Here is a 15,492-nt window from a genome sequence, read left to right on the forward strand (position 1 = left end):
ACGTTTTTCCGCTCAGTGGAATAAAAAATTACCTAATAATTAGTACAGATGATAAAAGCCCGGCAGGATCAAACGGTTATATAGATGTTGTGAAATGAATTTTTTAACAGCCTGCCGCAAATTGTTATACGGCAGGCAGACAACATATTTACAGACGATTGCGGTAGTAATATCCCAAAAACTTCAGTAACTTAAACTGACGACGGATACGGCTTGGTTGTGATAACAAACGATAAAACCACTCAAGCCCGAGCTTCTGCCATACTTTTGGCGCACGTTTTACGTGGCCGGTGAATACGTCATAAGTACCACCAACTCCCATATAGAGAACATCGCAATGAATTTTACGGCAGTCACGCATGAAAATTTCTTGCTTAGGCGACCCCATTGCAACTGTCACAATTGCTGCCCCAGTGGTATGAATCCGCTCAAAAACAACATTACGCTCTTCTGGCGTGAAATAACCATTCCGACTGCCAACGATATTGACGTTCCACTGAGTCCGCAGTTTGTTTTCCGTCTGTTCTAATATCTCTGGTTTACCTCCAACCAGAAAAACGGGGGTGCCTTCTTTGCCAGCACGCTCCATGATAGCTTCCCACAGATCAGCACCGGCTACGCGGGAAACTTCAGCATCAGGGTATTTACGGCGGATGGCACGTACAATACTGATACCATCGGCATACAGATACTCTGCTTCTCCCAACAGTGTACTCAACGCCTTATCTTCCTCTGCTGTCAGAACTTTTTCCGCATTAACCGCAATCAGAGTACCGGTTTTTACCTGCCCACGTTGGAAAATATGGTCAAGAAAGTGTGCCATATCGCGGAAGCCCCAAATATTCAAACCACGAATACTATATTTGGGGATATTGTTTAGCTCCATTTTCTTTCCTTACATTGCAACGGATGTTTTTGCGATACAGCTAGGTTGCTGGTCAGATATTTTCTAATAAGTCCTGCACTCTCAAGTAGCCAATATAACAACTTAGCAACCACCAGACACAAACCAAAAATAATACAGAAAAATACCACACGGGAAACAAATGAATCCAATCCTTCACGAGCCAGGACTATAATGTTGAAGATCGCGCCAAAGCAGAATGCCTGTAAAATAGCGGCTTTATAACGATTAGTTTCCTGTTTACCTAACTCATAAATCCAGTCAAACCACTTAATTATCAACCCAACAACAATCGCACCAACCGGAACAAACAGTACCCCGCCCATAACCACCAGAGAACCTATCAAAGTCGGGGAGATTGCCAGACCAGAGTGGTTATCCAGCACTTCCCAGGTGAAGTAATTCGCAGAATTCAACACTGCATCAGGGCGCCCAGGCCAGAGCCAGCTTGGAATAAAAACATAGAAATCACGGATAATCGGCGCCAGCCCCTGAAAATCGATTTTGTCATAGTTATTCAGCAGTAACGCAAGATTTTCCCACGGAGAGAAAGTATCCCTAGTGAGGTAGAGGAAGGTATAAAACGCTTCTGCACCATTGACATCCAGGCTATAACGTTTGAGCGCCAACCAAAACATGCCAACAATTCCCATTGCTCCCGCAGTCATCAGCATCCACAAGGTTATCCAACCACGAACAATGCCGATAAACAGGAATAACGCAAACGCAATAATAATATTAGCCCTTGTTCCCCCAACAATGACATAAGTCAGAATCCCAAAAGCAACCGTGCTCATCAGAAAAAACAACCAACGTAATTGTGTCGGTTTCAGGAAATAAACCACTAACATAGCAGGAATAAAGAAGTAAAAGAACCGTTTCAGGGCAACACCGGAAACCTGACTGGAAAAAATCTGACTGTACGACTGTAATTTAAACAATAGAAAACCATTTTGCATAAAGAACAGCCCAACGGTCACAACCGCAACCAATACCAACAATAACCATGTGAAGTTAGTTTCTACTCGGTTCATAGTGAATACAGGTGTTTTAAGCTGCATAGACGGCTTTCTTAACCGGGTTTTATAACTGATGTAATAAATTCCATAAAAACAAGTTGAAGCTAGCAGAGCGTGTAATAAGGAGTCTACAGGTACCACCTCAACATCGAATTGAAAAACCAGCAAGCATGTCAGAGGAAAACCAAAATAAAATGTCAGCAAATAAAGCAATGAGAAAAACACATTAAAATTAAAGCGTACACGCCGGAATTCCTGATAAGTTAGTGTCAGGATAAAAACCAGTGATATCAGATAAACAACAAATAATCCGCCAAATTGCGTTAAAGTCATTGCTGTTCTCCTACCGCGTTTACCAGCGCTTGCCGCCAGCCATCAACAAAATTTGGGCTGAAGAAAGCTATCGCATTTCTATCTAAGGAAAGCATCTGCCGTTGTGCTTCTGTAATTAGTTGGCTATCTAAAGGATCACCGAAGAAAAATACTGGAACCTGCTGCTCTGTTAAATCCTGCCAAAAAAGATTCTGACGACTAAGCACAAGCGGCACACCAAATTGTATCAACAAACAAATTGTTCCAATCCCCTGCTGGCGGTTAAAAATGAAATACCCTAAATCACAACGACGCAACAATGCCAAATAATCATCAAACGCCATATTTTTCTTAAGAATTCTTAAATTTTCCGGTCGGAACAGCGATAAAGCAGACTGTTCAACCTGCTCAATATAAGCCTGATTATTTTCCGGATAACCCATTGGGATGACTATTTGTACCTTATCGCCAAACTGCTTATGAATAGCTTTCAGTGCAGTAATATGACGGTTTGATCGATCACCGGAGTTCCCCAACAAAATTGTCATCTTGTCATCATCAGAAGGAGCTTTTTCTGCAATCGTCAAGGCAGGGTCCATTCTGGTTGGGAAATAGAGCAATGACGTCGGTACTTTCGGATGATGTTGAGAATAAAAATAGAGATCTCCACGAACCGCAAATACATGCCCTATCCGACGCTGTGCCAGACGACGCAGAAAATAAAACAGACGGAATTTTAACTGACAAGAGTCTTCATAAAGATCGGCGCCCCAAGCATGCCACCAGAATTGATTGCGTTTGATTTTCCCTGATAACAACGCTAACCACAAACCCGCATTAAATTGCCCATGAAAAAAAAATCGGCAATCCCTGTCTGACTGCGCTTGAGCAATAACGGCTTGAGACAGAGATTTTTTACTGTCGAAAAATGCCATATCCAATGCCGGGCAATCATCCAATGAAGCTCGATCCCTAGTCACTACCATAAACTTTGGTTTAGCTGAAAAACCAATTTCTTGCGCTAAAACATCATTAAAAAAGCGCAATACCGTTCGATTATGATGGGGGATATCAGACCCCAGAACGTGAATTAGGGTTGTCATGCTCGCCTGCAATAAATAAGAAATGCACCACAGCAAAGGGTGAAATAAACAACATAAGTTGCCATATAAGCTTGCGCTGCACCTAACGCTCCATTAGTAGGAATCAGCCAGTGGGCAAAACCAGTAAGCAGCAAAAACTGGCTGACTTCAGTCAGCACATAAAAACGCAATGCCGCTTTGGCAATCACCAGATAACCAAAAACATACGCGCCCACTTTCAATACATCACCAATCAATTGCCAAGCAAACAAATCGCGCATAGCAGTAAATTTGTCAGAAAATAGCAACCAGATAGCAAAATCGCGTAATAACCATACGGTAAAACTTGCAAATGCCACAGCAGGCAAAACAAATTTCAGCGCCTTAACTATCTCATTCGATATTTCACCCTTACCCTGCAATCGAGAAAGCGTTGGCAACAAATAAACACTGAAAGAAGCTGTGATAAATTGCAGGTAAGCATCGGAAATACTGCTTACGCCCTGCCAAATACCCACATCATCCCAGCTATAATGCGCTGCCAGCAGGTTTCGCATCATAATGTAAGCAACCGGTAAGGTAATGGAAGTCAATAGAGCCATAAGGGTAAATTTACCGAGCTCGCTAGCCAGTACCTTATCCCACATGGGCTTAAGATATGAGAATGAAATCTCTTTGCGACGCAAAAGCATCAATCCCGCTGGAAATATTATCAGTGCCGGCACTAAGGCCAGACCAGCTAAAGCGCCTTCATACCCACCAAGGGTGAAACAGAGATAATAGGCAATCACGCCTATCAAACTACCGAGAATAATCGCCAGCGCATTCCCCTGAGCATCCCGGTATCCTTTCAAAATAGCCAGAAAATAGTTGGCACAGGCAATTCCCATTTGAATAAATGCGATCGCCTGCACAACCGGCTCATAATCCCTATGACCAAATAACCCAATACTGATCGGCCCGCTAAACAACAAAAAAATGACGGCCAACAGAGTGGAAAACCCGAGAATAATGGCAGAAGAAGTACCCAGTACCGCACGCAACCTTTCCGGTTGCTGCTGATTCTCAGCAACATATTTAGTCACACCATTAAAAATACCGGCGCCAGCCAACACCCCAAGGACAGTAATGAGCTGACGGAAATTACCCGCCTGCCCAACCCCGCTAGGGCCGAAAGCAACAGCCAATAATTTAACGATTAAAAGCCCCACACCGATTTTTATCAATGTAGAGCTTGCAGTCCATATTGATGCTTTAGCCAATGACATATCAGGCGAAGTATTCCCTGATATGTTCGATAACAATCTGCTGCTCAGCATCTGTTATGTTGTAAAACATTGGCAAACGTACCAAACGGTCACTTTCACTGGTAGTAAAGCGATCTTCTCCGTGGAAACGGCCAAATTTTTCACCGCCCGGGCTGGTATGCAGAGAAACATAATGAAATACCGTCAGTACGCCAGCATCTTTCATATTGCTATTGAATGCAGAACGTTCTTCAACATCTTTCAGCTTGATATAGAACATATGGGCATTATGCTCCAATCCTTCCGGTACTACAGGTAATGTCAGGTAACCAGCATCAGCCAGCGGTTTTAATGCCTGATAATAGGTATTCCACAAAGCAAGACGACGTTCATTGATTTTCTTAGCTTCTTCGAGTTGTGCCCACAAATAAGCAGCTTGAAGATCTGACATCAGATAACTGGAACCAATATCGCGCCAAGTGTATTTATCAACTTGACCACGGAAAAACTGGCTACGATTAGTTCCTTTTTCACGGACGATTTCAGCACGGGAGATCAGGGATTCATCATTGATAAGTGCTGCACCGCCTTCACCACCAGAAGAGTAGTTTTTGGTTTCATGGAAACTGTAGCAACCAATGTGTCCAATAGTTCCCAGTGCGCGCCCCTTATAAGTAGACATTACCCCCTGAGCTGCATCTTCCACGACAAACAGATTATATTTCTCTGCCAAAGCCATGATGGTATCCATTTCACAAGCCACGCCAGCGTAATGAACCGGAACAATCACACGTGTTTTAGCTGTAATGGCAGCTTCGATTTTGGTTTCATCAATATTCATGGTATCTGGACGGATATCCACGAAAACAATAGTTGCCCCGCGCAGTACAAACGCGTTAGAACTGGAAACGAAAGTGAAGCTCGGCACGATCACTTCATCACCGGGCTGGATATTCAGCAAAATAGCCGCCATTTCCAGAGAAGCTGTACAAGATGGCGTCAGCAAAACTTTCGGGCTACCGAAATGTTGTTCCATCCACTCTTCACAACGTTTGGTAAAACCACCGTCCCCACAAAGCTTACCGCTCTCCATTGCCTGCTTCATGTAATCTAATTCAGTGCCGACTACTGGTGGTCTGTTAAATGGAATCATTTCGTCCCCTGTATAACCAATAAGCAGTGTTTTCAATAAATGCACCACTGCGTGTATAAAGGCGCAAAGCAGCGATATTGCTGGTTTGTGTCGCAATTCTTAATTGCTGTATTTGATGGTGTTGACACCACTGTTGCGCCACCGACATTAATTTTGAACCAATTCCACGGCCGGTATTTCCTGGAAATACTGCCAGCAACCCCATACGAGCCTCACCATTCCCTAAATCCCGCAAAGTAACAAACCCTGCGGGTTGCCCGTTATCTCCATTTACCAGTAAACATTGATGATCAAATGTCCCTAATACCGCTTTCTCAACCCAGGTAGCATAGAAACGACCACTATCCTGCGGCTGATACCACGGAGCCCGGAAACGGCTTAAAGAAAATATTTTGGCAGCTACCTCTTTCAGCATCGGGATATCTCGCTGTTCCGCCAGGATCAGCACATTCTCAGAAAAGTTGTTACTACAAGTAATATAAGCATTTTCTATGCCAATCCTTAAGGAAAGATCGACTTCGCCCTCCACCAGCAAAAAACCCAACGCGGATAACCCATCAATAAGATCTAAGCGTTGTGCGGGCACTTTGGCCTGGACCAAAGCATACTGTTCTAACTGAGGTAAAGTTAACAACCTGACATCAGGTGTGAAATCAAGACGGGCAGTAGGCAGCCCGAAGTAGTGGCTATCCCACTCTAATGGTTCAATACTGGCGTGAACGGACATGAAGGAGATCCAGCAGATATTGACCATAGCCTGTTTTTAATAAGGATTTTGCTGTCTTCCTTAACTGCTCATCATCCAACCAACCATTACGCCAAGCAATTTCTTCAAGACAAGCGATTTTGAAACCCTGACGTTTCTCAACCGTCTGCACAAACGTGCTAGCCTCAATCAAGCTGTCATGAGTACCAGTATCCAGCCAGGCAAAACCACGCCCTAACAGTTCAACATTCAACTCACCACGTTCCAAATACATCTGGTTAATACTGGTAATTTCCAACTCACCCCGTGCAGAAGGTTTTACCTGCCTGGCAAAATCCACAACCTGATTATCATAGAAATAGAGACCGGTTACCGCCCAGTTTGATTTTGGTTTTTCTGGTTTTTCCTCAATAGAAAGAACATGGAACTCATCATCAAACTCCACCACACCAAATCGCTCAGGATCCATCACCTGATAACCAAAAATGGTCGCCCCTTTTCTACGGGAAACAACTTTCTTCAATTTTGGGCTAAACGCTTGTCCGAAGTAGATATTATCTCCCAATACCAGACAACTGGGTTCCCCATTAAGAAACTCTTCACCAATCAAAAAAGCCTGAGCTAAACCATCTGGTGATGGCTGTTCTTTATAACTCAAACGAATACCAAATTCGTCACCATTGCCAAACAGTCGGCGGAAAGAAGGTAAATCTTCTGGCGTGGAGATAATCAGAACATCACGTATCCCTGCCAGCATCAGTACTGACAAAGGGTAGTAAATCATCGGCTTATCATAAATTGGCAGTAGTTGTTTAGAAACACCCCGTGTTATCGGATGCAACCGGGTACCTGAGCCCCCTGCCAGAATAATACCTTTCATGCTTCCTCCAGAGTAGCTTAGTTTTCACCCAACCCAAGGCGTTCACCAGCATAAGATCCATCCTGAACCCTACGCCACCAATTTTCATTTTCCAGATACCATTGAACTGTTTTGCGAATCCCGGATTCGAAGGTTTCCTGTGGTTTCCAACCCAGCTCAAGCTCAATTTTCGCAGCGTCAATGGCATAACGCATATCATGGCCAGGACGATCTGCGACATGAGTAATCAAGCCACGATAATAAGTAGTACCTGCTGGCTTCTCAGGGCAAAACTCTTCCAAAAGTTCACAAATGGCACAAACCACATCAATATTTTTACGTTCATTATGACCGCCAATATTATAAGTTTTACCCGGTTCAGCTTTTGTTACAACCAAATAAAGCGCTCTGGCGTGATCTTCCACGTACAACCAATCACGGATTTGCTTCCCTTCGCCATATACCGGCAAAGATTTGCCTGCTAATGCATTCAAAATCATTAATGGGATCAATTTTTCAGGGAAGTGGTAAGGACCATAGTTATTTGAACAATTGGTAATAATTGCCGGTAAACCATAAGTACGGTGCCATGCTCTTACCAAATGGTCACTGGATGCCTTGGACGCTGAGTATGGACTGCTTGGCGCATAAGGTGTTGTTTCAGTAAAGAAACCATCCTCACCATGCAAATCCCCATACACTTCATCCGTTGAAATATGATGAAAACGAAAGGCTGTTTGTTTCTCTTTACTCAGCTTCTGCCAAAAAGCCCGAGCAGATTCCAATAAAGTATAGGTACCAACAATGTTGGTTTCGACAAATGCCGCAGGACCATCAATAGAGCGATCTACATGGCTTTCTGCCGCAAGATGCATCACACAATCCGGCTGATACTGTTCGAAAACCCGATCCAGCGCTTCACGCTGACAGATATCAATCTGTTCAAAAGCATAACGTGTGCTATCCGCAACAGAGTCAAGAGACTCTAGATTACCAGCATAAGTCAGGCTATCAACTACAATCACGCTGTCTTCTGTATTATCAATGATATGCCGCACAACAGCGGAGCCAATAAAACCTGCTCCACCTGTGATTAGAATACGTCTCAACGCCAGACTCCTTTTGTATCCACAATCCATTTCTGTTTAATTTCACAACCATTTACAGCTTTAAACTGATTATGATCCACCAGCATCAACAAGATATCAGCGTCTTCCAACGCTTTTTCCAAGTTAATCAATCGAGTCATTCCTTTCAAGGAAGCGGGTAATTCATGGACATTAGGCTCTACAGCCAATGTCTCACCTGCATGCCATTGAGCAATCATACGAGTGATATGCACCGCTGGACTCTCACGTAAATCATCAATATTTGGTTTAAATGCCAGGCCAAAGCAGGCGATTTTCACGTCACTTGCACGCTTTCCACTTTCAGCCAGACAATCCGCAACTGCTGCTTTTACTTGATCCACAACCCACAATGGCTTGCTATCATTCACCAGACGTGCTGTATGGATAAGACGTGATTGTTCCGGGTTTTGGGAAACAATGAACCACGGGTCAACAGCAATACAATGCCCCCCCACTCCAGGGCCGGGCTGAAGAATATTTACACGGGGATGACGGTTTGCCAGACTGATAAGTTCCCACACATTGATGCCTTGTTTAGCACAAATTAGAGAAAGTTCGTTGGCGAATGCAATGTTCACATCCCGGAAACTGTTTTCTGTCAGCTTACACATTTCCGCAGTTTTTGAGTTAGTAATAACACATTCACCTTCGAGGAAGATTTTATACAGTTCACTGGCTCTGGCCGAAGATTTTGACGTCATACCGCCAATAACGCGGTCATTCTTAATCAGCTCGGCCATAACCTGTCCCGGTAATACACGTTCAGGACAGTAAGCGATATCAATATCAGATTCCTCTCCCACCTGTTGTGGGAACGTTAGATCAGGGCGCACTGCCGCTAACCATTCTGCCATCCGCTCTGTCGCACCCACCGGTGAGGTAGATTCCAGAATAACCAGATCACCTTTTTTCAGAACCCGTGCCACGGATTCAGCGGCAGAACGGACATATGTCATATCCGGCTCATGATCACCTTTAAAAGGGGTTGGAACAGCTATCAGAAAAGCATCTGCGGGTAACGGAGAAACCTCTGCTTTCAGGTAACCACTTTCCACAGCAATTTTCACCACTTTGTCCAGATCCGGTTCTACAATATGAATTGCACCACGGTTAATCGTTTCTACCGCATGCTGGTTAACATCTACCCCAATGACTTTCTTATTGCGGGATGCAAACGCTGCCGCAGTTGGCAAACCAATATAACCAAGACCGATAACTGATATAGTTTCAAAACTCATAGTGTCACCTGATTTTTTTCAAAGCGTCAAGAATACGTTGACAGGCATCGCCATCCCCGTAAGGATTATGAGCACGGCTCATTTGCTGATAGGCAGCATCGTCTGTCAACAATCGAGTCACCTCCTCCACAATAGTTCTTGTTTCTGTCCCGACCAGACGTACCGTTCCCGCATCCACCGCTTCTGGCCGTTCAGTAGTATTACGCATCACCAGCACAGGTTTTCCTAAAGAAGGCGCTTCTTCCTGAATTCCACCGGAATCTGTCAGGATCATATAGGCATGGTTCATCAAATAGACAAATGGTAAATAGTCCTGTGGTTCGATGAGAATGATGTTATCAATATCATGCAAAATACGCTTTACCGGCTCACTGACATTCGGGTTTAGATGGACCGGGTAGACTACCTGTACTTCTGGATGGGCGCGGGCTATCTGTGCCAATGCTTCACAAATTCGCACAAATCCGCCACCAAAACTTTCACGACGATGACCCGTTACCAAGATCATTTTTTTATTAGTATCAATAAACGGGTAATGTTTCGCCAACTTATTCCGCATGGCTTCATTATTCATTATTCGATCGCGTACCCACAACAACGCATCGATCACCGTATTGCCCGTGACAAAAACCCGATTATCTGTAATTGATTCTTTCTGTAAATTCTTACGGGAGTTTTCCGTCGGAGCAAAATGATACATTGCCAGATGCCCGGCAATCTTACGGTTTGCCTCTTCCGGCCAAGGGGAATAGAGATCACCGGTTCTTAGTCCAGCTTCAATATGACCAACAGGGATACGCTGGTAGAACGCTGCCAAACTGGTCGCCATAGTTGTTGTGGTATCTCCATGAACTAATACAACATCAGGCTTGAATTCTGTCAAAACGGGCTTCAATCCTTCCAGAATACGACATGTAATATCCGTTAAATCCTGCCCTGATTTCATAATATTGAGATCAAAATCGGGAGTGATCTCAAAAAGATGTAACACTTGATCCAACATTTCCCGATGTTGGGCAGTGACACATACTTTTGCTTCGAAGGCTTCATCCCTTGCCAATGCGTGTACCAGCGGAGCCATCTTGATAGCTTCCGGCCGGGTACCAAACACAGTCAACACTTTCACAATGACTCTCTTATTGGTCAGTAAGTTGCAGGCTTTCCTGCAAAAAATACTCTTTGATGCTATTCAATCCTGCTCTTGGGAGTTGCAAAAAATATCTCTGAGAAGCAGTTATTCATATAATTATTTGATTATTTACGTGAACGTCGTACCAATGCCACGCCAGCACCAACCAAGGTACCAACTGCGCCCCACATGACCATCAAAAACACTCTGCGAGGACTGTCTCTGGCAACAGGCTCCTCTGGTGTTCTCAAATAGCGGTAAGTCTGGAATTGATCCTGTAATGTCGGGACAACATTTAACGTCGCTAACATTGCAATATTCTGGTCATAGTCCATATCATAGTTGGGACCTGTCGCTTCCAAAGTTTCAAGTTGAGCCTGTAACAACGGCGCACCTAACATAAACATTTTTGAATCAGGCAATTGATCCATCGGAGTATCAGTTTGATTACGCCGGATCCCCTGTTTTTCTGCAACTTTCAGCGATTGCTGCAACACATTCATCTCTCGGTTATAAACCGCTTTAGCGACCATTTCCTGGCGCTTAACCAATGCTTGCATAGATTGGGTGCGGGTAACCCACGCATCCTTTACTTCATCATTCAAATGAGTGCTGGCGCGACTGTTAGCAAAAGCAATGTATTGGCGCAAGAGTTGATTTGCTTGTGCAGAGGACTCTGCTGTCAGTTTAATACTGTCATTCAACACTTTTTTATCATCATGAGGAATGAACTGAATATTGTTGACTAACTCATCTAATAAGGCCGCATCAACTCTGACATCACCTTCCCGATGCTGCTTGTAATAATCAGATTTTAACCAGAATTCACGACGAGTATCATATGCCGCGACCTGAGTAATGAATTCCTTATAAGCTTCTTCCGGAATAGACGGTAACTGAGTTTCCGGTGAAATGTTAATGTGAGTATCCAGATTGCGCAAAAACTGCTGCTGAGAGTAATAGCTCCCCAAATGACTAGTGGTAGGCAGGTCAGTAGTAGCTGTTGCACTCCATTTTTGTTGCATCAGATATGTCACACCAAGAGCTATAGCAGCGGAAATAACTGTCAGTACGACAATCCATATCTTTCCGCACCATAGAGCACTGCACAAAGCTCTGATATCCAGTTCATGTTCCAGAACTTGTTCATCCTGAATAGATTTCGTTTCTGATTTTATCACTGCACAAAACCCCTGCTAGATAGATATTTAATGGTTAACTGAACGGCGCATACGACGTTTTTGCCGTTTGATGAAACGAGCCACCCGCCATGCGTGCTTGATGCAATAGCCATACAACATAAATGCAAGCAAAAAAAGTGCCAACATTACCCATTCAGGCACAAACTCCAACCATTCCCCGATAATTCCAATAGCAGCGAATAAAGCTGCGGCAACAGTAATCAAGATAAATGCCTGACGTGATGAGAATCCAGCCCGCATAATCAGATGATGAATATGTTGTCTGTCAGGAGAAAATGGGCTCATCCCTTTACGTAACCGACGGTACATAATGGCAACCATATCCATTAATGGAATGGCAATAATCCATAATGCAGTCACTGGATTAACAGGGTGCTCATTCCCCTGAGTAGATTCAATAAGCAACCAGATAATTGTAAAACCAATCAATGTACTACCTGCGTCTCCCATAAACACTTTGAAACGTTGGCTTAATAAACCAAGATTAAAAATAATATAAGGGAGAATGCTAGCAATAAATGCAAAACACCATAATGCCAGTGCAGTGTTACCACTTTGATAAAGTAAGATCCCCAAGGCACCGAAAGAGACGCAGGATAATCCACCCAACAATCCATCTATTCCATCAACCATATTGAATGCATTGATGGCCGCCCAGACAGCAAATAAAGTCACAACATAACTGAACGGCCCAAGTGTCATGTCCCAAGGGCCAAAAGCATAACCAAGGCTGTCTAATTTCAGGCCGGCAAAATACATCATCGCAATACCAACCAGAGCTTGAATAGTTGCCCGGATCTTAACGCTGATGTCAAAACGGTCATCCAATGCACCAACAAATACCAGTAAAGTGGCACAAATTAAATACGGCCATTTATGAGGTATGAACTCGTTTGTTATAACAAAAGCAAAACAGACTCCAATAAATATGGTGATACCACCAACCAGAGGCACTAATCCCTGATGATGCTTACGATAATTAGGTTTATCAACAAGGCCAACTTTCTTTCCTAAGATACGAGCCATGAACAAAAATGCAAAAGAAAACAAAAAGATGAAAAAAATTTCGATACTCATACTGTGAATATTCACGATAAAAACTCTCCGTGAAAAACAAATATATCCTGGTTATTTATTATCCACAGGCACATGGTTTTTCTGGACAAGAACCAAACCCCATAAATTCGCCATTTCGTGAGGATATTCTTCCTTTTTACTGTAGAAAAATTAATAATTTTTACATCATATTTGTAGCACTTATTGAAAAATGGCAGCATATGAAATTCATGCAAAATACATACCATATTTACATAACACCATAATCGTAGATGCAAAAAACGCCACGAAATCGTGGCGCTTATTAAAATCATCGTAAAGTGAGTGAGAAACTACGAACGTTTCATCATGTCAAAGAAATCGTCGTTTGTTTTACTCATAGCCAACTTATTGATAAGGAATTCCATCGCATCAATTTCTCCCATCGGGTGAATAATTTTGCGAAGAATCCACATTTTCTGTAGCTCTTCAGTCGTAGTGAGTAGATTTTCTTTACGTGTACCAGAACGGTTGTAATCAATAGCCGGGAAGACACGTTTTTCAGCAATTTTACGGGAGAGGAGCAGCTCCATATTACCAGTGCCTTTGAACTCTTCGTAAATCACTTCATCCATCTTAGACCCCGTATCCACCAACGCAGTCGCAATAATGGTCAAGCTTCCACCTTCTTCCACATTACGTGCAGCGCCGAAGAAACGTTTTGGACGATGTAACGCATTAGCATCTACACCACCGGTCAGTACCTTGCCGGATGCAGGGACAACCGTGTTATAAGCACGAGCCAAACGGGTAATAGAATCAAGCAGGATAATAACGTCTTTTTTATGTTCAACCAGACGTTTTGCTTTCTCAATGACCATTTCTGCCACCTGAACGTGACGGGAAGCAGGTTCATCAAAAGTAGAAGCAATAACTTCACCTTTCACCAGACGTTGCATTTCGGTTACTTCTTCTGGACGTTCATCAATCAAAAGTACCATCAATACACAATCTGGATGATTGTGAGCAATGTTAGCAGCAATATTTTGCAGCAACATGGTTTTACCCGCTTTTGGCGGCGCTACGATAAGACCACGTTGTCCACGGCCAATCGGTGCAGCCAGATCCAGAACACGGGCAGTCAGATCCTCAGTGGAACCATTACCACGCTCCATACGCAAACGATTATTAGCATGCAGAGGAGTTAAGTTTTCAAAAAGAATTTTGCTACGGGCATTTTCTGGTTTATCAAAGTTAACTTCATTAACTTTCAACAGTGCAAAATAGCGTTCACCTTCTTTAGGTGGGCGGATTTTACCTGAAATTGTGTCACCGGTACGGAGGTTAAAACGGCGGATTTGGCTGGGAGAAACGTAGATATCATCGGGACCGGCAAGGTAGGAGCTGTCTGCTGAACGGAGAAATCCAAATCCATCCTGCAATATCTCCAGCACACCGTCACCGAAGATATCTTCTCCACTTTTCGCATGCTGCTTAAGGATAGAAAAGATAATATCTTGTTTACGCATACGGGCCAGACTTTCCAGCCCCATCTTTTCGCCGAGTGTAATCAGTTCAGATACCGGCGTATTCTTTAATTCGGTAAGATTCATAATGGTGGGTTCTTAAACTCGGGGTATATCTCGAACTATGAACGTGAATAGTATGGCAGCGTCATCGGTGCCTGTTTATTTTGTACAAAAAACAAATAAGACCTTTAATACATTATGCATATAAAAAGGTAGTAATTTGAAGTACTAAGATTGAGCTCAAATAAGACTGACAGGCTGTCAAAAACGCTGTTGAGATAATGCTGAAACATTACTGATTTCTATAAAAAACTATCTCAACGTAACGAGCTATACGCCAGATTATTCCCGTATAACCCATCGGATACTTTAGACTATCCAGAGATAACAGACTTATCAGACACTACAGATTGTTCAGTATGCAACATACTCCTAACAGATGTATGTGATACAAGCAGTGGCGCTAACTTATCACGCTTCTTTACGGACGTCTAGCGGTCAATGAAATAAATAATAGCATAAGCTAAACGTCCGGTATTAATGTGATCTTACTTCAATCAGAGATTAGCATCCAAAAATTCTTTCAATTGAGTTTTTGACAGTGCTCCCACTTTGGTAGCAGCAACCTGACCGTCTTTAAACAGTAACAGTGTAGGAATACCACGGATACCATACTTAGGAGCAGTTGCCGGATTGTCATCAATGTTCAGTTTAGCAATCGTCAGTTTACCTGAATATTCTGGGGCGATTTCATCTAAGATAGGTGCAATCATTTTACATGGTCCACACCATGCTGCCCAAAAATCGACAAGAACCGGACCAGCGGCGTTAAGCACATCAGTATCAAAGCTAACATCACTCAAATGAATAATTTTATCGCTCATTTTTTACTCCAAAGAATAATTTTTTACCATGTTAGTGTAACATTACTGACATAAGCTTGCCTT

Annotated in this window: 14 protein-coding genes; all 14 read right to left on the reverse strand. The window is 43.2% G+C overall.

Annotated elements, in window-relative coordinates; translation table 11 throughout:
• Positions 1–148 precede the first annotated feature (148 nt).
• A complete protein-coding gene (wecG, locus tag ABR397_RS10175; RefSeq protein ID WP_350305653.1) occupies positions 149–886 on the reverse strand; it encodes a lipopolysaccharide N-acetylmannosaminouronosyltransferase in 738 nt (245 codons plus the stop codon).
• Positions 877–2,256 (reverse strand): ECA oligosaccharide polymerase, encoded by a 1,380-nt coding sequence (gene wzyE, locus ABR397_RS10180; protein WP_350305654.1) that lies wholly within the window; start codon positions 2,254–2,256, stop codon positions 877–879. Before wzyE ends, wecG begins: the two co-directional genes overlap by 10 nt.
• Entirely contained in the window at positions 2,253–3,338 is a 1,086-nt protein-coding gene (locus tag ABR397_RS10185; RefSeq protein WP_350305655.1) for a TDP-N-acetylfucosamine:lipid II N-acetylfucosaminyltransferase, read from the reverse strand. Before ABR397_RS10185 ends, wzyE begins: the two co-directional genes overlap by 4 nt.
• Positions 3,335–4,585: a lipid III flippase WzxE gene (wzxE, locus tag ABR397_RS10190; RefSeq protein WP_350305656.1), complete on the reverse strand. Its 1,251-nt coding sequence runs from the start codon at positions 4,583–4,585 to the stop codon at positions 3,335–3,337. Before wzxE ends, ABR397_RS10185 begins: the two co-directional genes overlap by 4 nt.
• A gap of 1 nt (position 4,586) precedes the next feature.
• Positions 4,587–5,717, reverse strand: coding sequence for a dTDP-4-amino-4,6-dideoxygalactose transaminase (rffA, locus tag ABR397_RS10195; protein ID WP_350305657.1), 1,131 nt, complete (start codon positions 5,715–5,717; stop codon positions 4,587–4,589).
• Positions 5,704–6,444 carry a dTDP-4-amino-4,6-dideoxy-D-galactose acyltransferase gene (gene rffC / locus ABR397_RS10200; protein ID WP_350305658.1) on the reverse strand — a complete coding sequence of 247 codons (741 nt, stop codon included), beginning with the start codon at positions 6,442–6,444 and terminating at the stop codon, positions 5,704–5,706. Before rffC ends, rffA begins: the two co-directional genes overlap by 14 nt.
• Positions 6,422–7,303 carry a glucose-1-phosphate thymidylyltransferase RfbA gene (gene rfbA / locus ABR397_RS10205; protein WP_350305659.1) on the reverse strand — a complete coding sequence of 294 codons (882 nt, stop codon included), beginning with the start codon at positions 7,301–7,303 and terminating at the stop codon, positions 6,422–6,424. The genes rffC and rfbA overlap by 23 nt, the downstream gene beginning before the upstream one ends.
• A 17-nt stretch (positions 7,304–7,320) precedes the next feature.
• On the reverse strand, positions 7,321–8,391 hold the full coding sequence (gene rffG / locus ABR397_RS10210) for a dTDP-glucose 4,6-dehydratase (protein WP_350305660.1): 1,071 nt from the start codon (positions 8,389–8,391) through the stop codon (positions 7,321–7,323).
• On the reverse strand, positions 8,388–9,650 hold the full coding sequence (wecC, locus tag ABR397_RS10215; RefSeq protein ID WP_350305661.1) for a UDP-N-acetyl-D-mannosamine dehydrogenase: 1,263 nt from the start codon (positions 9,648–9,650) through the stop codon (positions 8,388–8,390). The genes rffG and wecC overlap by 4 nt, the downstream gene beginning before the upstream one ends.
• A gap of 4 nt (positions 9,651–9,654) precedes the next feature.
• Complete coding sequence (gene wecB / locus ABR397_RS10220; protein ID WP_350305662.1) at positions 9,655–10,776, reverse strand: non-hydrolyzing UDP-N-acetylglucosamine 2-epimerase; 1,122 nt, start codon at positions 10,774–10,776, stop codon at positions 9,655–9,657.
• A 128-nt stretch (positions 10,777–10,904) separates the two neighbouring features.
• Complete coding sequence (wzzE, locus tag ABR397_RS10225; protein WP_350305663.1) at positions 10,905–11,960, reverse strand: ECA polysaccharide chain length modulation protein; 1,056 nt, start codon at positions 11,958–11,960, stop codon at positions 10,905–10,907.
• Positions 11,961–11,987: 27 nt separating this feature from the next.
• Complete coding sequence (gene wecA, locus ABR397_RS10230; RefSeq protein WP_350305664.1) at positions 11,988–13,073, reverse strand: UDP-N-acetylglucosamine--undecaprenyl-phosphate N-acetylglucosaminephosphotransferase; 1,086 nt, start codon at positions 13,071–13,073, stop codon at positions 11,988–11,990.
• A gap of 296 nt (positions 13,074–13,369) precedes the next feature.
• Complete coding sequence (gene rho, locus ABR397_RS10235) at positions 13,370–14,629, reverse strand: transcription termination factor Rho (protein ID WP_023043607.1); 1,260 nt, start codon at positions 14,627–14,629, stop codon at positions 13,370–13,372.
• 473 nt (positions 14,630–15,102) lie between these two features.
• Positions 15,103–15,429, reverse strand: a complete 327-nt coding sequence (gene trxA, locus ABR397_RS10240; protein WP_350305665.1) for a thioredoxin TrxA — start codon at positions 15,427–15,429, stop codon at positions 15,103–15,105.
• Positions 15,430–15,492: the final 63 nt, after the last annotated feature.

Source organism: Photorhabdus viridis, from assembly GCF_040256935.1.
Classification (GTDB): domain Bacteria; phylum Pseudomonadota; class Gammaproteobacteria; order Enterobacterales; family Enterobacteriaceae; genus Photorhabdus; species Photorhabdus viridis.